This window comes from Advenella kashmirensis WT001 (assembly GCF_000219915.2).
In the GTDB taxonomy this organism is placed as follows: domain Bacteria; phylum Pseudomonadota; class Gammaproteobacteria; order Burkholderiales; family Burkholderiaceae_B; genus Advenella; species Advenella kashmirensis.
In genome coordinates, this window is the sequence record NC_017964.1 from 599,809 (window position 1) to 618,983 (window position 19,175).

The window sequence follows — 19,175 nt, forward strand, 5'->3', positions numbered from 1 at the left end:
GAAGTCATATTATTCCATACAAACACGTTTAGCTTTCCGAGGATCCGGCACGAATGGTAAATACAATGACGGTGGAAGTCACACCGCGCTATCTCGAAGAACAGTCCGACCCGTCTCGCTCGCAGTATGTTTTTGCCTATACCGTGAGAATTCGCAATACCGGTACAGCGGCCGCGCAGGTTATCAGCCGTCACTGGGTCATTACCGATGGCGATGAGAAAATACAGGAGGTGCGCGGGCTGGGCATTGTCGGCGAACAGCCGCTGATTGCCGCTGGCGACATGTACGAATACACCAGCGGGTGTCCGCTAAATACCCCTTTTGGCACCATGAAGGGCAGCTACCACTGTGTGGGTGAAAACGGTGTCCCGTTCGACGTGGACATTCCAGAATTCATTTTGACGCTCCCGCGAACGCTGCACTGATTGCCCCATCACCTTACTGTGTCATCGGGCTTGTCTTCCATTATTTGTCTGGATCAATAAATATGAAAAATCCGCAAGCACCAAATAGGTTACTGCCTGCAGCCGTTGCTGCGCTTGTCCTGTTGGCAAGTTGTTCGACGCAAGAGGCGGGCAAGCAGCCCTCGGAGTCGTCGTTCTCCATGACCGCGCCCCTGTCAGTGCCGGACCAGTCGGCCTTTGCGCCTACGCCACCGCGACCGCTGGCAGGCCAGTACAGCCAGGTTGCCTGGTCGTCGCTGCCCGGATGGAATGCGGATGATGCCCGCCATTTATGGCTGACTTTCTATAATAATTGTCGCGGCTGATGCGCCCTGTCAGTGGTTCCAAGGCCATGCCGGCGCGCGCTGCGCCTGCCGTATGGCAACCGGTATGCCAGGCCGCTGCGCAGTCGGGTATTGATCCGCGCAGCAATGATGCGGCCACGGTCAAGGCTTTCCTGGAGCAACATCTGCAGCCCTGGCAGGTAAGCGAAAGCGGCAAATCGACCAACACCGTGACGGGCTACTATGAACCGGTGGTGCATGGCTCGCGTTCTCAGGGCGGTGAGTATCAGTGGCCTATGTATGCTGCGCCCGACGACCTGCTCACCATCGATCTTGGTCAGCAATATCCTGAACTGGCCGGCAAGCGGATTCGCGGCAAGCTCTCGGGCAAGACGATCGTCCCCTACGACACCAGGGAGCAAATCGGCCAGCGCGATACCAAGCCGCCGGTCATTGTGTGGCTGAATGATCCGGTTGAGGCGTTTTTCCTGCAGGTGCAGGGGTCTGGCCGGGTGCAGCTGGAAGATGGCTCCATGATCCGCCTGGCTTACGCCAACCATAATGGCCGTCCTTACAGCTCAATCGGCAAGTGGCTGGCCGACAAGGGCGAATTGCCGCTGGCGCAGGCCAATATGCAAAATATCAAGGCCTGGGCCAAAGCCCACCCGGATCGGGTCGATGAAATGCTCAACGCCAATCAGGCGATGGTGTTCTTCCGCGAAGAGGCGCTGTCTGATGATGCGGCAGGCCCCAAGGGCGCCTATGGCATACCATTGGTAGCAGAACGCTCGGTGGCCGTCGATCCCAATTATGTGCCATTGGGCAGTCCGCTGTTCCTGGCAACTACCCGTCCGCATTCGACTCAGCCGATGCAACGCGTTGTCTTTGCGCAGGACACGGGTGCTGCCATCAAAGGGGTGGCACGAACTGACTTTTTCTGGGGATCGGGTGATGCGGCAGGCGAGCTGGCCGGCCGCATGAAACAGACTGGCCGGGTATGGATTCTCTGGCCGCGCAGCGCAGGAGTTCCGGAGGCGCGATGAAACACGATGTGATTGTCTGTGGTGCCGGTATTGCGGGAATGGCCAGCGCGCTGGCGCTGACCCGGGCCGGCGTGAATGTGGCGCTGTTGGCGCCCAGGCGGGCCCCGGCACGCATGCCGGGCGAGCAGTATCACCCCCGCGTGTATGCCATCTCCGAAGCCAGCCAGGCATTGCTTGCATCGCTGGGCATTTGGGATGCCATGCCGCAGGAACGGATTACCCCGGTCGATGCCATGCAGGTCAATGGCGATCGCGACGGACAGGTAGTGCTGGATGCCTGGCAGGCAGCCAAATCTCATCTGGCATGGATTGTCGAATCGGGTGAAATTGAACGAGCGCTGTTCCAGGCGCTGACAATTTACGGTGTGTCGTGGATTGACGACACGATGCAGGCCTGGCAGCCAGGACAGGTGACAACTGCCAGTGGCGTAACGCTGCAGGCGCAGTTGTTTATCGGTGCCGACGGGGCCGCTCGCCGCTGCGTAGCGCCGCTGCCATGGCGCACCAGAAAAAGGACTACAGCGACCAGGGGCTGGTGACGCATCTGACTTGCGAAAAGCCCCATATGAATACAGCATACCAGTGGTTCAGCAATCATCATGTGCTGGCCTTTCTGCCCATGCCCGATACCAGTGAAGGGCATCAGGTGTCGCTGGTCTGGTCGGTTGACAATGCTACCGCCGACCGGTACCTGCAAATGGACGAGACGACGCTGAGCCAGGCGCTGCCGGAAGCCCTCAATCAGGTGGCGCAGGGGTGCCTGGGTACACTTAAGGTGCGTGCACGCCTGCATGGCTTTCCCTTGACGCTGGAAAAGGCGCAAATGGCGGCGCCGGGCGTGGCGCTGGTGGGCGATGCGGCGCATCGGGTACATCCGCTGGCCGGACAGGGGCTCAATCTTGGGCTGGGCGACGTTAAGGCGCTCACGCAGGTATTGAACGAAAAAGAGGCATTCAGGTCCTATGGAGATCTGCGTGTGCTCGAACGTTACGCCCGTACGCGTGCCGCCGATGTCATGGCCATGCGTGTGGCGACCGATGGCCTGTACCAGCTATTTTCTCGCGATCTGCCGGCACTGCCATTTCTGCGCAATGCAGGCATGAATCTGGTGCAGCAGCTTCCCTGGGTCAAGCGGCAACTGATTGCCGGGGCATCAGGGTTGTGATTGTCCTGGGAGAAAGACATCGCAGCGCGAGTACCGTGCCGGCACCTGCACAAATGGGTGGCCAGTAATACCGTGTCGGTGGCTGCCACCGGACACAAGCGCCTTGCAAGGCTCATGCAAGGCTTCGTTGGCGGCAACGCCACTCAATAGATTTTCTGTTGTAAGGGATGTAAGGTAATGGGATTGAATTGGATAAACGCACGCACCGTGCAGCGGTACCAACGGGCGGCGCTGGCAGGCTTGCTGACGCTGGCCGCAGGTGCTTTTGCCGTGCCGGCGGTACAGGCACAAACGGCTGATAATGCAAAGCTGGAAAGCGTTCGGGAAGCAGTCAAAAAGGCCTTCGATGTTGAAGTGACCCGCGTTCAGCCGACCGATTATGCCAATCTGTATGAAGTGCAACTGGGTGGCAATATCGTGTATACCAACGAAAAGGCCGAGTTTGTGCTGGCCGGCAATCTGGTCGACGCCAAAACAAAACGCGATGTAACCACCGAGCGGATCGAGGAAATTTCCAAAGTGGATTTTTCCACCTTGCCACTGGCTCAGGCAGTCAAGCTGGTCAAGGGGAGCGGTGCGCGCAAGATGGCCGTGTTCGAGGATCCCAACTGCGGCTATTGCAAAAAACTGCATAAGGAACTGGCGACGATGGATAACGTCACCGTGTATACCTTTCTGTTTCCCATCCTGGCACCCGATTCTGTGACCAAAGCCAACAACGTATGGTGCGCCAAAGACCAGGCCACTGTATGGACAGACTGGATGAACAAGGGTGTTGAACCGCCTGAGGCTACCTGCGAGACACCCATCGAGAAAAATCTCGCCTTGGGCCAGAAACTGGCTGTCCAGGGTACGCCTGCCATCTTCTTTGAAAGTGGTACTCGCATCAACGGCTATGTACCGGCCGCCCGGCTCAATCAGGAACTGGATCGCAAGTGAGTCAGCGCCCTCGGCCCTGACAGGCCGGCTGCGCGCCGGCCAATGCGCTTGTCAGGCTGACAGGGCAAAAGGATGGGTCAGCAGTTGCTGGACCGAGTTGACGCGCAGGTCCACATAGGCCGGTCGCATGCGCTGCATGGAACTGAACGGCGTGCCGCGATGAAAGATGTGCACGGTTTTCATATGCAGCTGCTTGGCCGTTTTCAGGTTTTTCAGCGTGTCCTCGACCAGAATGGTGCGAGTCGGCTCGCATTGCAGCTGCACCAGCAACTGCTGCATTAGCGCCGGTGAGGGTTTGGGCCGGAACCGGCCCTGCAGGCACATTTCGTTGATGGAACAGATGCCCGCAAAACAGTGACGTACATTCAGGCGGTCCAAAACGATTCTGGCGTAATGCATGGGCGCATTCGTGACCACATACTTGATGCCCGGCACGGCATTGAGCATGGCCGACAGGTTTTTTTCGATTTTGGTGTTGCCTGCGATATCAAAGTCATGGCTCAAATGCAGGAAATCGGCGGCTTTCACATTGTGATGTCGCACCATCCCGATCAGCGTGGCACCATAGCGTGCCCAATAGGTCTTGCGTAAAACGGTTGCCTCGTCTTCTTCAATATCCAGCGATTGCATGACGGCCCGCGTCATGCTCTGGTTTATGTGCCCGAAGATAGCGTGCGAGGCATCGTGCAGTGTGTTGTCCAGGTCAAACAGCCATACTCGCGGGGTGCGACTGTGACGCACCAGCGGCTGCAGGGGTTTGATGAGCGGGGTACAGATCATGCCGGAACAGCAACGCCTGCGACGCGTAACAACGCCGCAAACGTGATCATGAGGTGATCATGGTGCCGACACCCTTGTCCGTCAGGATTTCCAGCAACAGACAGTGAGCGACCCGGCCATCGACGACATGTACGGAGTTCACGCCGTTGCGGGCGGCTTCCAGTGCCGATGAAATCTTGGGCAGCATGCCGCCGGAGATGGTGCCGTCAGCAAACAATTCATCAATGGTCTTGGCCGACAGCTTGCGCAACAACTGGCCTGATTTGTCCAGTACACCCGGGGTGTTGGTCATCATCAGCAGCTTTTCTGCCTGAAGCACTTCAGCCATTTTGCCGGCGACCACGTCGGCGTTGATGTTGTAAACATCACCTTCTTCCGGGTCATAGCCGATGGGGGAAATAACGGGAATGAACTGGTCATCCTGCAGGGCCTTGACCACAGAGGGGTCAATGCTGGAAATATCCCCTACAAAGCCAATATCCAGCGGCGCGTCGGGGTTTTCCTTGTTGGGCATCAGCTTTTTGCGAGCCTGAATCAGGCCGCCATCCTTGCCGGTGAGGCCCACGGCCTTGCCGCCGGCCTCGTTGATCATCATGACGATATCCTGCTGGACCTGACCGCCCAACACCCATTCGACCACTTCCATGGTGTCGGCATCGGTTACGCGCATGCCCTGGATGAAGTTGCCTTCCTTGCCAAGACGCTTGAGTGCGCTGTCAATTTGCGGGCCGCCGCCGTGGATCACGACCGGATTCAGGCCGATCAGTTTGAGCAAGACGACATCCCGGGCGAAACTGCGCTGCAGTCGCTCTTCAACCATGGCGTTGCCACCGTATTTGATCACGACAGTCTTGCCGTGGAACTTCCGGATATACGGCAAAGACTCGGAAATAATGTCGGCCTTGACTGCCGGTGAAACAGCGTTGATATCCAGGGATGTGTCAGACATGCTAGCTCGCGGTTGCTGAAAGTTAGTTTTGTGCCAGAGTATTTTCCAGCGTTTTGATGAAATCTTTTTTATCGTAATTGCCAATATAGCGTTTGACTATATTGCCCTGACGATCCAGCAAAAACGCCACCGGTGTGAACTTGATATCGTCGAAGGCTTTGGCGGCACTGCCATCGCTGTCAAGCGTAACGGTAAACGGCAGTTTTTTGTCTGCTGTGTAGTTTTTTACGAAATTAGGCGGATCATAGGCCATGGCCACGGCAACGGTCTCATAACCCTTGTCGTGATAGGTATTATAGTACTCGATGGTGTCGGGCATTTGCGCAATGCAGGTTACGCAGCTGGTGGCCCAGAATTTGACCAGGACTACCTTGCCCTTGAGATCGGCGGTCTGGAACTGACGCCCGTCGAGCGTGGTGAATGTGACATCGGGCGCCGCCTTGGATGAGGTCATCATGAACCACCCACTATGGCGGCCACGGCTAGTACAGCAGGAAGAACGATTTTTTTCATGGATATTCGGTTTTATTCCAGAGGGAAAGTTTGCACGCCGCCCGCAGAAGGATTGTTCTCGGTGCCAGGCACCGTTGTGGGTGCACCCGTGCCGCCGGTTGTCGCATTCAGGCTGCTGCCCGAAACAATATCAAATACTTTGACAACCCGGCTCACGCCACTGACGCCGGCTGCTGCCGAGGCTGCACGCTGTCCTTCAAGGTCGGTGACCTGACCCATCAGATAGACAACACCACGGGTGGTGATCACATTGATGGACCCTGATGGGACCTGCTTGGTGGCCAGAAGTTCCGCCTTGACGCGCGAAGTAATCCAGGTTTCATTGCTGCGGGTACTGAAAGAGGCGCGAGGGCCTACGGTCAGCTGGTTGTCGACGCGCTTGACGTCGGTGGCGGTGCGCGCCATGGTTTCGGCCGACTGCTTGGCAGCCTCTGTGGGCACTTCACCGGTCAGCAGGACGCGTTGGTTATAGGATGAAACAATGACACGGCCGGCTTCGCCGATGCTCTCGTTGATGGTGTTCTGGGTGCGCCGTTCAATGTTCTTGTCCACCAGTTGCATGCCGGCCGAGCGGCGGTCCACGGCCACGATGGCGGTGCCGCCGGCGGCAGCCCCGACGATCAGGGGCACGCAGCCGGCCAGCAGCGAGCACGACAGTGAAATGGCAACCAGGGCAGTGGCAGGGCGGGACAGGGTAAATGGGCGCGATACACTCATTCGGAATCTCCAAGTAACATGGCGTCAATGCCATCACACAGAACGTGAAGTGCCAGCGAGTGGACTTCCTGGATACGCATGGTGCGGTCATGCGGCACGCAAAGATGGACATCCTGATCGGTCAGCAGGCCGGTCACACTGCCACCTTTCTTGCCGGTCAGGGCGATGACATGCATCTCGCGTTCATGGGCGGCGCGGATCGCCTTGATCACATTGGCAGAATTACCGCTGGTGGTGAAGGCGACCAGTACGTCGCCCGGCTGACCCAGCGCCTGCACCTGGCGTTCAAAAATATTGTCAAAACCGTAGTCGTTGCCAACCGCAGTAAGGATAGAGGTGTCGGCGTTCAGCGTAATGCCGGCAAACGGAATGCGGTCGCGTTCGAACCGGCCGACCAGTTCGGCGATGAAATGCTGGGCATCGGCGGCCGAGCCGCCATTGCCGCAGGCAAGCACCTTGCCATTATTGCTGATGGCGTTGACCAGCATGTCGATGGCGACAGCCAGCGGTTCGGCCAATACCTGGTGGCTTTGGGCGAGCACGCGGGCCGAATCATCGAAATGAAAAGAAATGCGGGAAGAGATGTCCATATCGCTATTATCGCACGTGTTAAAAAAAACCGCATGGGCAGCTGTTGTCATTGAAGCAGGCAACGGGCGGCAAAAGACGCGTTTGAGGCGCCAGCAAAACCGATTGTAACGGTTTTGTGATCGTCAGAAGACGGCAGGCAGCCAGTTCAGGGTATCGCCTTCGATGCAGACCGCGTCGAAGCGGCAGCGTGGTGTTCTGCCGCCAAAACCGCTAGCAGCCAGCTGGGGCAGGAACCAGGCAGCTGTTTTGCGCAGGCGCTGCTGCTTGGCGTGGGTAATACTGGCAGCCGCGCCCCATGACGCGCGTTGCGACGATAGCGGATTTCAACGATGACCAGGGTTTGGGCGTCGGCGCGAAAAACGGCATCCAGCTCCCCGTGCCGACAGCGCAAATTGGTACCCAGCAATTGCAGGCCATGCGCGCAAAGCCAGGCGATGGCACGGCTTTCTGCCTGCAAGCCTCGTTGCTGAGACGGCGATAATCGATGTTCATGCGTTTTACGCGGGGCGACGGTGCCTGTGGCTGCCCGGTGGCGCTGCCGTGCCCGCAGCTTGTCCTGTGCGGCAGCCGCCAGCGTGAATGCGAGGTCCCGGTGGCTTTGCACCGGCACGGATGTCTGCGGCTTGCCGCAAGCGTGTTCTGCAGGTTTTTTTTCAGTCACGGCATGGATCTTCAGGGGGGCGACGGCTATCGGGGATAATGTCCGGATATAATTTTTTCACACAGAGAAGTCCATGACTACCGAAAGCGGACAATTTGACGCCCGATGGCAGCGCGTGCTGCATGACCTGGCCAGCCAGGACTGGCCGGCCGGGTGCCTGTATGTGGTGGCTACGCCGATCGGCAACCTGGCCGACCTGTCGCCGCGCGCCTTATATGCGCTGCAGAAGGCCGATCTGATTGCGGCCGAAGACACGCGTTCTTCCCGCGTCCTGCTCAATGCCTGGGGCATAGAGACGCCGATGATGGCCGCGCACCGGCATAACGAGGCCCAGGCAGCGGCAACCCTGTTACGCCATCTGGAGCAGGGCCAGCGGGTTGCATTGATTTCTGACGCGGGTGCGCCGGCGGTCAGCGATCCGGGGGGGCGCATTGTGAGAGAAGTACGTGCTGCCGGGCACGCTGTCCGGGTTATCCCGGGCCCTTCTGCGGTCATTGCCGCCCTGATGGGCAGCGGCGCTACCAGCGATGAAAATCCGGCCTTTGTCTTTGCCGGCTTTGCGCCGCAAAAAGCTGTGGCGCGCCAGACCTGGCTGAAAACCTGGTGCGCGCTACCAGCAGCCATTATTCTTTTTGAATCGCCGCATCGGGTGCGCAGTACGGCGACCGACATTGCCGCAATCGCAGGCGATGAGCGCCCGGTGACCGTTGCGCGGGAATTGACCAAGCGATTCGAACAAATTGCCACCGTACCGGCAGGGCAGCTTGCCGACTGGTTCGCTCAGGATAGCCAGCGAACGATGGGCGAATTTGTCCTGATCGTGCATGAGGCCGCAACACAAGAGGCGGCGGCGCTGGGCCAGGAGGCAGAGCAGATTGTGGCCGCCATGCTTCGGTCTTATTCGGTGAAAGATACGGCCAGGCTGCTTGCCGCCTTTAGTGGTTTGCCCCGTGACGTGCTTTACGCCAAAGCGCTGCAGTTAAAGCAGCAGGACAGTGACGCGCAAATGTGAAATCCTGTTGGTGGCCTGCCGCGACTGGCCCTCGCATGGCGACGCCTCATAAGCAGGTAACAAACAGGCAACAAAAGCCCCAGGGTGAGGCGCCAAAAACACAAAGGCCGCTCCCGGTAGGGAAACGGCCTTATTCTTGCTGCTTACACCGACATTAAGTCGGCGACAGGGTGACTACAGCATTTTCTTGGCTTTGACCTGCGTTTCGGTGCTGCGCTCGCCCGCTGCCGCTGCCTTGGAAATGGGTTCGATCTTCACTTTGTCGCTGCCACGATTGACGATACCCAGTCGTTTTGCGGCGCCATAAGACAAGTCAATCACCCGATTGCCCACGAACGGTCCGCGATCATTGATACGCACCACGATGCTTTTGCCGGTGGACACACGCGTTACCCGGACGTAGGAAGAAATGGGCAGGCGTTTGTGGGCGGCGGTCATGGCATTCTGATTGAACGTCTCGCCATTGGCGGTCTTGCGGCCATGGAAACCGGGGCCGTACCAGGAAGCGATGCCTTCCTGCGTAAAGTTGCTGATCTCGTCGATGCCCATGGGCTTGTAACGGATTCCTTTGACTGTATAGGCCTTGCTGGTGCCGGACAGCGCCTTGCGTGCCTTGGTGGCAATATCCTCGTCCGCAGGTTGCGTATCATCCCGTTCGGCCAGACTGACGTCTTCTTTGGGTACCTGAATTTCGTACTCGCTTTCAGGAATAATGCCGTTTTCCGTGATGCGCATGGTCAGGCCGTCCACCAGTTGCGGCTTGCTGCTCTCGTCGGGGGTGGCGGGCGTTATCGTTACCGGTGCAGCAGTAACATTAGCCTGTTTGACCGCTGCTGTGGTTTTTTCTTTATCAGCTTTGGCGACCAATGGCTTTGCGACGTTGCGGCTGCTGTCTTTTTGTGTCAGGCGGGATCCCGCTTTGGCTTGAGCTTTAGCGCGTTCACCTGTGGTTACAGCCTGTTTTACAGAAGTCTCTGTGCGGCTGGCCAGCGTATTGCCCGTTTTGGCGGGCTTGGCTGTATCGTCGCCCTTAATCGCCTGTGAGGTCGATTCAGGTTTGGCTGGCGATGGTACCGCTGCCACTTCAGCTTTCGCCGGTTTTTTGCCTGCTGCCGTCGGTTTGGCGGCTACTGCAGCATCATCGGTCGCTTCAGGGACAATTCCGTTGGCGGTGATGCGCATTTTTTGCGCAGGCGCCGCCGGTTTTTGGGCTTTTGCCCTGGCGCGACGGCGTCGGCGGGTGCAACCATGTGCTCGGAAAAATCCTGGTTTTCGCGGATTTCAATACCGGCGGCATGGACGGCCGGCGCAAGAAAGAGGCCGGTCACAAGGGTTGTTAAGGTGCTGCGTATTAAAGTTGTTCGTTTCATCATGTCATAGTGTCAACTGGGCACGATGCCTAACGCGTAAGGGTTTGTACGAACTGAAGCGCTTGGCCAGTTCTTCGGCCACGTAGACCGATCGATGCTGACCACCGGTGCAACCAATGGCAACGGTGAGATAACTACGCGTATCCTGCATATACAATGGAAGCCATTTTTCAATATATGCGGCAATATCGTTGATTAAGGCGGGGACGCTGTCAAATTGAGCCAGCCATGCCGCCACGGGTTCATCACGGCCCGTAAGCGGGCGTAAGTTGCTGTCGTAATGAGGATTAGGCAAGCATCTTACATCAAAAACGAGGTCTGCGTCATTAGGGACGCCTTTTTTGTAGGCGAAGGATTCGAAGGTCAAAAGGACCTCCGGCTCTTCATGATCGACAATATCTTTGACCCATGCGCGCAATTGTCCGGGCGTCAAACCTGAGGTATCGATCACGTGTTCCTGCTCGCGCAACGGCGCCAGAAGATTGCGTTCGTGTGTGATGCAATCCTCCAGAGACGGCGTAATTCCTGTGGTTTCACGCATGCGGTTGCTAAGCGGGTGCTTGCGCCGCGACTCGGAATAACGATGAATCAGGGTCTCGTCATCGGAGTCCAGAAAGATCACTTGCATGGGCAGACCCATGCTGCGAAGGGCGGTAATAACCCCCGGCAGACCGGCCAGTTCGCCTGGCGTTCTGACATCAATTGCAACAGCTACCGACTTGAGGCGGTTTTCCCTGGCGTTGGCAACCAGGTCGTGCAGCAGGCTGACGGGCAGGTTATCGATACAGGCATATCCGAGGTCTTCGAGCTGGCGCAGCGCAACGGATTTTCCTGATCCTGAAATGCCGGTTATAAGTACAACATGAAGCATAATGGGTATCAATCCTGGACAAAACGTATGGATGGTCGGAAAAAAGGCCTTTCGTTCGTTCTTGTACAGTGGTGGTGGCCGAAATCTATGTCTCTAGTCCCTATTTAACCATAGACACGTGACAAAATATAACAGATCGGTCTCTGGCCGGGATTTGGTTCTGTGAAGCCTGTGTGTGGTCTCTTGTTCTTATCGTACTGGAAGCGGATGCCTTGGCAGCAGAGGGGGGCAAGGGCTGGTTCGGCCCTGCGTAACGGTTGCATGTCAGAGGTTGCTGTTTTCCATGATGGCGGCCGCCTGCCGTTCCATGAACTCGCCAAGGGTATCAATGCCACGCAATTTGAGGATGGTATTGCGCACGGCCGCCTCGACCAGCACAGCAAGATTGCGTCCGGCTGCGACCTGCAGCATGACACGGCGGATCGGGATGCCCAGCAAGTCCTGAGTCTGGTCCTGAATCGGCAGACGCTCGAACTTTTCACTATTGGCGCGTACCAGATGCACAATCAGTTTCAGGCGCATTTTCCTGCGTACCGAGGTTTCCCCGAAAATGGTACGGATATCCAGCAGGCCCAGTCCGCGCACTTCGAGCATATTGCGCAGCAGGTCGGGACACTGGCCTTCGATCAGCGTGGGTGAAGTGCGGGAAAAATCGACAGCGTCGTCTGCCACCAGGCCGTGCCCGCGGGAAATCAATTCAAGCGCGAGCTCGCTTTTGCCCAGGCCGGATTCGCCCGTGATCAGCACGCCAAGTCCCAGCACGTCCATGAAAACGCCATGCACCGTGGTTTTTGGGGCAAAACGCTTGTTCAGATAGATGCGCAGTACATCAATAAGATGCGCAGCATCTACCGGAGTCGATAGCAGGGGTATTCTGCTGCGGGCGCAAAAGCCAACCAGGTCGGGGGGAGAATCCAGGCCTTCGGCCAGGATCATGGCCGGAACGCCGCCTTCGGCCAGTTCGATCAGGATTTTTTCACGTTGAACGGCAGAAATGCGGTTATAGAAAATCAGCTCTTCCTTGCCGAATACCTGGATCCGCGACGGGTGGACCACATTCAGGTGTCCGAGCAGGTCTGCTGCGGACGTATTGGCTGCTGAATCCTGGATATGGCGGGTGCGGCCTTCTTTGCCGGCGATCCAGGTGAAACGCAGGGTTTCGTCATTGTCAGCCGCCAGATCCTGAATACTGAGCATGAGCGTGCCCCGATTAATTGCCGGCAGAGTGGGCCAGCAGTTGATGAATGCCTTCTGCATTGGGGCTGCCCAGCAATTGCTTGCGTGTTTCTGCGCTGGAGAGCATTTGCGCCAATTCGGCCAGTATTTCCAGATGCTGCTGGGTTGCGCTTTCGGGCACCAGCAGGATGACCAGCAGTTGTACATGCTGTCCGTCAGGCGCATCAAAGGGGATGGGCGTGCTCAGCCGCATGACGGCTGCAACCGCCTGCTTCAGGTTGGCGATGCGGCCATGAGGCACTGCTACGCCATGCCCCAGCGCAGTGGAGCCCAGTCGCTCGCGCGAGAACAGGCTGTCGAAAACCGTGGAGCGGGCAATGCCCTGATTGTTTTCGAACAGCAGCGCAGCTTGTTCGAAAGCGCGCTTTTTGCTGGTGACATTGACATCCAGCAGGATATTTTCCTGCGGAAGGATACGGGATAGTTGATTCATGCCGCAATTATAGGATGTTCTTACAATAAGAAATAGAAGGGTAAGCTAAAACCCGGCCATCCGGCCGGGTTTGGGCAAAAAACGGGAAAAAAGTACAACGTATCTAGCCGATACTCATTCTTTTTGCCGATTCATTGGAGTGATTTGACGCTTTCGTTTTGTATTTGATGACTTGTCTGTCGGTTTTGTCCGAAAGCAAATCAATGGCCGCATACAGATTTTCGTCCGTAACTTCGCAATGGATGTCTTTGCCCGGCACGCGTAGTGTAACTTCTGCGCTGTGCTTCAGGGGTTCCCTGGACAGGATAACCTGGGTGTCAATGACATGATCGAAGTGCCTGAGGACTTTGGCGAACTTGGTCACTACGTATTCTTTAATGGCAGGGGTAATTTCCACATGATGGCCACTGATATTAAGATTCATAGTGTGCTCCTTTTGAAAGTTGAATAGGCAGACGCCGCAACAGGGCAGGGCGTCAGTACAAAAAGATGAGAGAGGCGTAACTCCTTTTTTTGACAGGTTGATGAAAAGCTATTTTTTTTCAGTCCTTGGGGATAGTTTAAACCTTATTTGGACTTATACAAGCCCCCCCTGCAAGGCAGTCTGCTTGCCAGCGCCCCTGTGGCAGCGCGGCAGGGGCGCGCAGACAGTTACATTTTAAAGTGTTCGCCCAGGTAGACTTTGCGCACTTCCGGTTGGTAATAATGGCGTCGGGTTCGCCGTCAGTGAGCACCTTGCCGGCACTGATAATGTAGGCGCGATCGCAAATGCCCAGGGTTTCACGTACGTTGTGGTCGGTAATCAGCACGCCGATATTGCGGCTTTTGAGAAACCGCACGATGCGCTGGATTTCAATCACTGCGATGGGGTCAACTCCTGCAAAGGGTTCGTCCAGCAGAATGAAGCGGGGGTTGGTTGCCAGCGCCCGGGCAATTTCGACGCGGCGCCGTTCTCCGCCGGAAAGGGAAATGGCGGCGTTCTTGCGAATGTGGGTGATTTGCAGCTCTTCGAGCAGCAGTTCCAGCTGCTCCTGGACCCGTTTGCGTGTCAGTGTCTTGCCGGTTTCGGGGTCATCCTGCAGTTCCAGCACGGCCTGGATGTTGTGTTCGACGCTCAGGCGCCGGAATACCGAGGCATCCTGGGGCAGATAGGACAGGCCCAGATGGGCGCGCTTGTGGATGGGCAGCGCGGTAATGTCGCGCCCGTCAATTTCAATTCGTCCGAAATCGGCCGGCACCAACCCTACGATCATGTAAAAACTGGTGGTTTTGCCGGCCCCATTGGGGCCGAGCAGGCCGACGACTTCGCCGCTGGATACGGAAATGGAGACGTCCTGGACAACGCTGCGGCCATTGTATATTTTTTGCAGGCCGATGGCTTTGAGCTGCCCAAGACTGTCAATGGTGTTGGTCTGCAGGCTAGAGCTGGATGAGGTATTCATGCATTAATTCTGGGTTGCTTTGCCGGCGCCGCCGGTGGCAGCCGATCCGGTGTCCTGGGCGGGTGCCTGGATGGTGCTGGGCATTGGCTTGTTGTTATACAGCTTGCGGCATTCGGCCACGGCCTGGTCTGTTTTGGCCCGCGGCTGGGCAATAGAGCGCACCCGGCCAGGCTGGGCTGCCGATGTCGGGCCCCCGGTTGCCGAGTAGGTATTGTTCTGGTTGTTGAACGTGACGACTTCACCGTTAACCGTATCGAACGGCTTACCGCAAATGAACCGGGTTACCGTGGCGTGGCCAATCATCTTGACGGTGTTCAGCTTGCCATCGTACTCGCCGCGATCCCCACGCGCTTCTACCACTTCATAGTTTTCGGGCCGTTCCTGGCGAATGAAGACAAAGCGAGATTTGTTGACCGTGGCTACGCCATGCTGGAAGCCCTGCGCATCTTCGCGCAGGCTGAGTTTGTCGGCGGTCAGCTTCATCAGACCGCGCGTGAGAATGACATTGCCGGTAAAAACGCTGGTTTTGTTTGCGTCATCATAGCTCAGGGTATCAGACAAGACCTGGGTGTCGGGCTCTTCTTTGTTTGCCGGGCTTTGGGATCCGGCAGGCGTCTGGGCCAGCGCCGCGGTGCCGGCCAGCAGGGCACAAAGGCCAAGGCACAGCGCGTGTGTCGTGATTCTGAAAGATGACGCATTCATTGCGGGGAGTTTCCTTGCTTGTTGGGGATGATGGTACGACGCCGTTGACTATCCTGCCCTGAGATGGAGACGTCGGAAGAGGAATACACATCGAGTTTTCTGGTTTTGTTGTTATACATCATTCCGTTGCCGTTCATACGGGAATTGCCGTTGATGACGAGCGCCGGTTTGTCAGTCGTTATGATATCTTCATTGGGATAGATGATCAATTGCTCGCTGGTGACGTCCAGCGCCTTGTCTTCGCCGTGCGGAAAGCGGTGCAGATGGGCGTTGCCCTGCATGATAATCTTGTTGCCGTCATCCAGTACCGTGGCCGTATCTGCAGTGCCTACGGTACGGGGCGAGTCCGGGCGCTGGCCGGTGGCGGTGGCGTTGGTAATCAGGTAACTGTCGTTATAAGGGAAGTGCTGCATCTGCGAGCCTTCCAGCCGGTTGACGGGCACACCGCTGGCATCGGAGCTGAGCATCACGAATTTTTCCGACCATGAATCGGGTTCCTGCGTTTTGCGTGCCGGCGGGTCTACATCAATGGCCCGCTGCGCATAATCGGCTGCCCACCAGGTTGAAATAACCAGTGTAATGAGCATGAATAGCGCGATAAGAGCGGGGAAGCGTTCTTTCATCGCATTACTGGATGACATTGCCGGTAATGCGGCCTGGCGTGAAAAAGCCTGAAAGGGTGCCCTGCGCGGCCAGGATCAAATCGGTACACTCGCGTACCGCGCCGCTGCCGCCAGGCAATGTGGTGGTCCAATGGGCCGTTTGCTGCACATACAGCGGTGCATTGGGCACACTGATGGCAAAGCCACACTTTTGCATGGCCGGCAGATCGATAACATCGTCGCCCATGAACGCTACGTTTTCAAAGCCCAGTCCCATGTCGCCGGCCAGCTGGCTGAGCACGGAAACTTTGTCGCGTACATTCTGAAAAACATCCGACAGGCCCAGGTCGGCGGCGCGGCGCGTCAGAATTTCTCCTTCCCTACCGGTAATCAGGACCACGCGCACGCCAGCCTGATGCAGCATTTTCATGCCGTGTCCGTCCAGCGCGCAAAAGCGCTTCATGAGTTCGCCGTGCTCGCCGTACCACAGGCTGCCATCGGTCAGGATGCCATCTACATCAAAGGCGATAAGCCTGACTTGTGCCGCCAGCTCGCGTACGGGCTGGCTGATTTTGGAAAGGACCAGCGCTTCGGCCGGATGGGGAGGGGTGATTGGTTTCATACGTCAGATTACTTTTGCATCCATCAGGTCGTGCATGTGCAGGGCACCGACCAGCGTTTGTTCCTGATTGACGACCAGCATGGTCGAGAGTTTTTGTTGCTCCATGACGGCAGCCGCTTCTGCAGCCAGCGCATCGGGGCCGATTGTACGTGGATGGGGGGTCATGACCTGTCCTGCCGTGGTCGGCCGGATGTCCCCTTTTTGCATGATCAGGCGGCGCAGGTCGCCATCGGTGAAAATACCCAGGGGCTTGCGGGTCTGGTCGGCAATCACTGTCATGCCCATGCGTTTGCCAGTCATTTCTTCGAGTACTTTTTGCATGGGGGTATCCGGACCGACAATGGGCAGCTCCTCGCCCTGGCGCATGACATCGCGCACGTGCGTGAGCAGGCGACGGCCCAGCGCGCCACCAGGATGCGAGCGGGCAAAATCGGATGTGCCAAAGCCGCGCGCTTCCAGGCACGCAATCGCCAGCGCATCGCCCAATGCAAGCGTGACGGTGGTGCTGGAGGTGGGGGCCAGATTGAGGGGGCAGGCTTCGCGCGTGACCCCAACGTCCAGGAAAACATCAGACAGGCTGGCCAGTTCGGAATAGCGGTTGCCGCAAATACCGATGATTTTCGAGCCCAGCCGCCGCGCGATCGGCAAAATGGTTGCCAGCTCGGGCGATGACCCGGAATAGGATACGGCAATAATAATGTCCTCGCCGGTAATCATGCCCAGATCGCCGTGCGCGGCTTCGGCGGCGTGTACAAAATAGCTGGGCGAGCCGGTAGAGGCGAAGGTGGCTGATATTTTCCGGGCGATATGTCCCGATTTGCCGATGCCGGTAACGGCGACACGCCCCTTGTTGCCAAGCAGCAGGGCTACCGCCTGGGCAAAGCGCTCATCCAGGCGTGCGTCAAGGTGCTGCAACTCGGCAATCTCGGTTTGCAGCGTACGATGCGCAGAGGCAAGGGCATCGGCAGAAGTAAATGCAATTTCATTGGCCATCCGGCAATTTTAATCGCAACGCGAGTGCAAGATGGATAAATTTCAGGCTTCTGTCAAAATGCACATTGCAGCGGGTTGCAACCGGAAGCGGCGCCCTGCCAGCGGTGCAGCCGCAGCCAGTGGCCACCGCCCGACGCCGGTTGCCGTTACGGATGAGGCGGCAGGGGAAATTGGCGGTCACAGGCGTGGCGCTGTTTTTGTCATGCAGGCGTTTTATAATCGACGCTGTTCGTACCCTGTTTGCCTGTTATTGCTGCTATCGACTTCGTGATGGTGTTGCTGCATAGCCGGACCGGCGCAAGCGTGTTTTGCCCCGGCCATCGCATTTGCCGCGTGCCTGTCGTGTCCGCCTGGTGTGCATTTTTTGTCCGATGGGTGTCTCATCAGCACGCTTTAACGTGATGCAGAATGTAAAGCGATGTAGGAAATACCAGGGTATCCCTTGCCGTTGCCGGTCTGTTTGGCAACCGTACAATCTTTTTGATCACCAATGCCATCATGACCGTCAATTTTGCTTCTCCCGTGTTGAGTACCCCTTTTTCCCGCGCGGCTACCCGCGTGATGTTGCTCGGCTCGGGCGAGTTGGGCAAAGAGGTCGTGATCGCCCTGCAGCGCCTGGGCGTAGAGGTGATCGCCGTGGATCGCTACGAAAATGCGCCGGCGCACCAGGTGGCCCATCGCGCCCACGTGGTGAACATGACAGACAGGGAGGCCCTGCGTCGCATCATCGAGGCAGAGCAACCCCATGTGATCGTGCCTGAAATCGAGGCCATTGCCACCGACCTGTTGGTGGAACTGGAAGCGCAGGGGCAGCTGCGGGTCACGCCGACGGCACTGGCCGCAAGGCTGACCATGGATCGTGAAGGCATACGCCGGCTGGCTGCCGAAACGCTGGGCTTGCCCACATCGCCCTATCGCTTTGTCGATACGCAGCAAGCGCTGCAGCAGGCCATCGATGAGCAGATCGGCTATCCCTGCGTGGTCAAGCCGGTCATGTCCTCTTCGGGCAAAGGCCAATCACTTATTCGCAACGCAGATGATGTGCAGCATGCCTGGCAGTATTCCCAGGAAGGCGGGCGCGTAGGCAAGGCAGAATCATTGTCGAGGGATTTGTCCGTTTCGATTATGAAATCACCTTACTGACCGTGCGGGCTCGAGACCCCAAAAGCGGAGAGATCGTCACGCATTTTTGTGAACCTATTGGCCACCGCCAGGAAGCCGGGGACTATGTGGAAAGCTGGCAGCCGCAGGCCATGTCGCCTGCGGCGCTGCAGCGGGCCAAAGAGATTTCACTGGCGGTCACCGGCGCCTTGCAGGGGCTGGGCGTCTTTGGTGTAGAACTGTTTGTGGCGGGCGATCAGGTCTGGTTTTCCGAGGTCAGCCCGCGGCCGCACGATACCGGAATGGTTACCATGATCACTCAAACGCAGAATGAATTCGAACTGCATGCGCGGGCACTGCTCGGGCTGCCAGTCAATACGGCGTTGCGCGCCACCGGAGCCAGCAGTGTGATCTATGGCGGCGTGGATGCAGATGCCGTCAGCTTCAGTCAGGTGGCCGAGGCACTGGCAGAACCTGATACTGACGTTCGTCTTTTTGGCAAGCCGCAGTCTTTCGTGCGTCGACGCATGGGAGTGGCGCTGGCTGCAGCGGAGACGACCGACCTGGCCCGTGAAAAAGCACTGCGCGTGTCATCGGCTATCAAAGTGTCGTCCGTCGATTAAGGACGCAAAGCGAATCGCCGGTATTGGGGTTCGTGAATCGGCTATAGTGTCGTTGTTTGATTTTCACCGTCACAGGAGTTTCT

At 57.5% G+C, this 19,175-nt stretch carries 16 protein-coding genes and 6 pseudogenes; 6 read left to right on the top strand and 16 right to left on the bottom strand.

What is annotated here, in order from left to right:
- Window positions 1-53 precede the first annotated feature (53 nt).
- The 4 genes and pseudogenes from apaG (at window position 54) to TKWG_RS02865 (ending at window position 3,874) form a co-directional block, all read left to right on the top strand.
- A complete protein-coding gene (apaG, locus tag TKWG_RS02850) occupies window positions 54-425 on the top strand; it encodes a Co2+/Mg2+ efflux protein ApaG (RefSeq protein ID WP_014749377.1) in 372 nt (123 codons plus the stop codon).
- A gap of 62 nt (window positions 426-487) precedes the next feature.
- A pseudogene (gene mltA, locus TKWG_RS02855) lies at window positions 488-1,770 on the top strand (murein transglycosylase A).
- Window positions 1,767-2,935 (top strand): annotated as a pseudogene (locus TKWG_RS02860) (FAD-dependent oxidoreductase). Before mltA ends, TKWG_RS02860 begins: the two co-directional pseudogenes overlap by 4 nt.
- A gap of 177 nt (window positions 2,936-3,112) precedes the next feature.
- Window positions 3,113-3,874, top strand: a complete 762-nt coding sequence (locus TKWG_RS02865) for a DsbC family protein (protein ID WP_014749378.1) — start codon at window positions 3,113-3,115, stop codon at window positions 3,872-3,874.
- 51 nt (window positions 3,875-3,925) lie between these two features.
- On the opposite strand, the gene TKWG_RS02870 is transcribed toward TKWG_RS02865, so the two are convergent.
- The 6 genes and pseudogenes from TKWG_RS02870 to TKWG_RS26845 all read right to left on the bottom strand — a co-directional run bounded on the left by TKWG_RS02870 (window position 3,926) and on the right by TKWG_RS26845 (window position 8,085).
- Window positions 3,926-4,654, bottom strand: a complete 729-nt coding sequence (locus TKWG_RS02870; protein WP_014749379.1) for a pyrimidine 5'-nucleotidase — start codon at window positions 4,652-4,654, stop codon at window positions 3,926-3,928.
- Between the two features lie 46 nt (window positions 4,655-4,700).
- Entirely contained in the window at window positions 4,701-5,603 is a 903-nt protein-coding gene (gene argB, locus TKWG_RS02875; RefSeq protein WP_014749380.1) for an acetylglutamate kinase, read from the bottom strand.
- A gap of 22 nt (window positions 5,604-5,625) precedes the next feature.
- A pseudogene (locus tag TKWG_RS02880) lies at window positions 5,626-6,116 on the bottom strand (peroxiredoxin family protein).
- A 12-nt stretch (window positions 6,117-6,128) separates the two neighbouring features.
- Complete coding sequence (locus TKWG_RS02885; protein WP_014749382.1) at window positions 6,129-6,833, bottom strand: BON domain-containing protein; 705 nt, start codon at window positions 6,831-6,833, stop codon at window positions 6,129-6,131.
- A complete protein-coding gene (locus tag TKWG_RS02890) occupies window positions 6,830-7,423 on the bottom strand; it encodes a phosphoheptose isomerase (protein ID WP_014749383.1) in 594 nt (197 codons plus the stop codon). The genes TKWG_RS02885 and TKWG_RS02890 overlap by 4 nt, the downstream gene beginning before the upstream one ends.
- A gap of 123 nt (window positions 7,424-7,546) precedes the next feature.
- Window positions 7,547-8,085 (bottom strand): annotated as a pseudogene (locus TKWG_RS26845) (YraN family protein).
- Between the two features lie 73 nt (window positions 8,086-8,158).
- On the opposite strand from TKWG_RS26845, the gene rsmI reads away from it, so the two are divergent.
- A complete protein-coding gene (gene rsmI, locus TKWG_RS02900; protein ID WP_014749385.1) occupies window positions 8,159-9,097 on the top strand; it encodes a 16S rRNA (cytidine(1402)-2'-O)-methyltransferase in 939 nt (312 codons plus the stop codon).
- A 174-nt stretch (window positions 9,098-9,271) separates the two neighbouring features.
- Here the strand turns inward: rsmI and TKWG_RS24430 are convergent, their stop codons facing one another.
- The 10 genes and pseudogenes from TKWG_RS24430 to TKWG_RS02950 all read right to left on the bottom strand — a co-directional run bounded on the left by TKWG_RS24430 (window position 9,272) and on the right by TKWG_RS02950 (window position 17,368).
- On the bottom strand, window positions 9,272-10,279 hold the full coding sequence (locus TKWG_RS24430) for a septal ring lytic transglycosylase RlpA family protein (protein WP_014749386.1): 1,008 nt from the start codon (window positions 10,277-10,279) through the stop codon (window positions 9,272-9,274).
- 192 nt (window positions 10,280-10,471) lie between these two features.
- Window positions 10,472-11,338 carry an RNase adapter RapZ gene (gene rapZ / locus TKWG_RS02910; protein WP_014749387.1) on the bottom strand — a complete coding sequence of 289 codons (867 nt, stop codon included), beginning with the start codon at window positions 11,336-11,338 and terminating at the stop codon, window positions 10,472-10,474.
- 264 nt (window positions 11,339-11,602) lie between these two features.
- Window positions 11,603-12,535, bottom strand: a complete 933-nt coding sequence (hprK, locus tag TKWG_RS02915) for an HPr(Ser) kinase/phosphatase (protein WP_014749388.1) — start codon at window positions 12,533-12,535, stop codon at window positions 11,603-11,605.
- A 13-nt stretch (window positions 12,536-12,548) separates the two neighbouring features.
- A complete protein-coding gene (gene ptsN / locus TKWG_RS02920) occupies window positions 12,549-13,007 on the bottom strand; it encodes a PTS IIA-like nitrogen regulatory protein PtsN (protein WP_014749389.1) in 459 nt (152 codons plus the stop codon).
- Between the two features lie 103 nt (window positions 13,008-13,110).
- Window positions 13,111-13,431: a ribosome hibernation-promoting factor, HPF/YfiA family gene (gene hpf, locus TKWG_RS02925; RefSeq protein ID WP_014749390.1), complete on the bottom strand. Its 321-nt coding sequence runs from the start codon at window positions 13,429-13,431 to the stop codon at window positions 13,111-13,113.
- Window positions 13,432-13,658: 227 nt separating this feature from the next.
- Window positions 13,659-14,449, bottom strand: a pseudogene (gene lptB / locus TKWG_RS02930) (LPS export ABC transporter ATP-binding protein).
- A gap of 3 nt (window positions 14,450-14,452) precedes the next feature.
- Entirely contained in the window at window positions 14,453-15,151 is a 699-nt protein-coding gene (lptA, locus tag TKWG_RS02935) for a lipopolysaccharide transport periplasmic protein LptA (protein ID WP_014749392.1), read from the bottom strand.
- Window positions 15,148-15,774 carry an LPS export ABC transporter periplasmic protein LptC gene (gene lptC, locus TKWG_RS02940; protein ID WP_014749393.1) on the bottom strand — a complete coding sequence of 209 codons (627 nt, stop codon included), beginning with the start codon at window positions 15,772-15,774 and terminating at the stop codon, window positions 15,148-15,150. Before lptC ends, lptA begins: the two co-directional genes overlap by 4 nt.
- A 4-nt stretch (window positions 15,775-15,778) precedes the next feature.
- The gene (locus tag TKWG_RS02945) at window positions 15,779-16,375 is read right to left on the bottom strand and encodes a KdsC family phosphatase (protein WP_014749394.1); all 597 of its coding nucleotides are present in this window, start codon (window positions 16,373-16,375) and stop codon (window positions 15,779-15,781) included.
- 3 nt (window positions 16,376-16,378) lie between these two features.
- Window positions 16,379-17,368, bottom strand: coding sequence for a KpsF/GutQ family sugar-phosphate isomerase (locus tag TKWG_RS02950; RefSeq protein WP_014749395.1), 990 nt, complete (start codon window positions 17,366-17,368; stop codon window positions 16,379-16,381).
- 498 nt (window positions 17,369-17,866) lie between these two features.
- On the opposite strand from TKWG_RS02950, the pseudogene purT reads away from it, so the two are divergent.
- Window positions 17,867-19,092, top strand: a pseudogene (purT, locus tag TKWG_RS02960) (formate-dependent phosphoribosylglycinamide formyltransferase).
- Window positions 19,093-19,175 lie beyond the last annotated feature (83 nt).

Excerpts from the sequence above, each read along its gene's own strand:
- apaG (WP_014749377.1), top strand. The coding sequence starts at position 54 with ATGGTAAATACAATGACGGTGGAAGTCACACCGCGCTATCTCGAAGAA.
- TKWG_RS02865 (WP_014749378.1), top strand. The coding sequence starts at position 3,113 with ATGGGATTGAATTGGATAAACGCACGCACCGTGCAGCGGTACCAACGG.
- TKWG_RS02870 (WP_014749379.1), bottom strand. The coding sequence starts at position 4,654 with ATGATCTGTACCCCGCTCATCAAACCCCTGCAGCCGCTGGTGCGTCAC.
- argB (WP_014749380.1), bottom strand. The coding sequence starts at position 5,603 with ATGTCTGACACATCCCTGGATATCAACGCTGTTTCACCGGCAGTCAAG.
- TKWG_RS02885 (WP_014749382.1), bottom strand. The coding sequence starts at position 6,833 with ATGAGTGTATCGCGCCCATTTACCCTGTCCCGCCCTGCCACTGCCCTG.
- TKWG_RS02890 (WP_014749383.1), bottom strand. The coding sequence starts at position 7,423 with ATGGACATCTCTTCCCGCATTTCTTTTCATTTCGATGATTCGGCCCGC.
- rsmI (WP_014749385.1), top strand. The coding sequence starts at position 8,159 with ATGACTACCGAAAGCGGACAATTTGACGCCCGATGGCAGCGCGTGCTG.
- TKWG_RS24430 (WP_014749386.1), bottom strand. The coding sequence starts at position 10,279 with ATGCGCATCACCGCCAACGGAATTGTCCCTGAAGCGACCGATGATGCT.
- rapZ (WP_014749387.1), bottom strand. The coding sequence starts at position 11,338 with ATGCTTCATGTTGTACTTATAACCGGCATTTCAGGATCAGGAAAATCC.
- hprK (WP_014749388.1), bottom strand. The coding sequence starts at position 12,535 with ATGCTCAGTATTCAGGATCTGGCGGCTGACAATGACGAAACCCTGCGT.
- ptsN (WP_014749389.1), bottom strand. The coding sequence starts at position 13,007 with ATGAATCAACTATCCCGTATCCTTCCGCAGGAAAATATCCTGCTGGAT.
- hpf (WP_014749390.1), bottom strand. The coding sequence starts at position 13,431 with ATGAATCTTAATATCAGTGGCCATCATGTGGAAATTACCCCTGCCATT.
- lptA (WP_014749392.1), bottom strand. The coding sequence starts at position 15,151 with ATGAATGCGTCATCTTTCAGAATCACGACACACGCGCTGTGCCTTGGC.
- lptC (WP_014749393.1), bottom strand. The coding sequence starts at position 15,774 with ATGAAAGAACGCTTCCCCGCTCTTATCGCGCTATTCATGCTCATTACA.
- TKWG_RS02945 (WP_014749394.1), bottom strand. The coding sequence starts at position 16,375 with ATGAAACCAATCACCCCTCCCCATCCGGCCGAAGCGCTGGTCCTTTCC.
- TKWG_RS02950 (WP_014749395.1), bottom strand. The coding sequence starts at position 17,368 with ATGGCCAATGAAATTGCATTTACTTCTGCCGATGCCCTTGCCTCTGCG.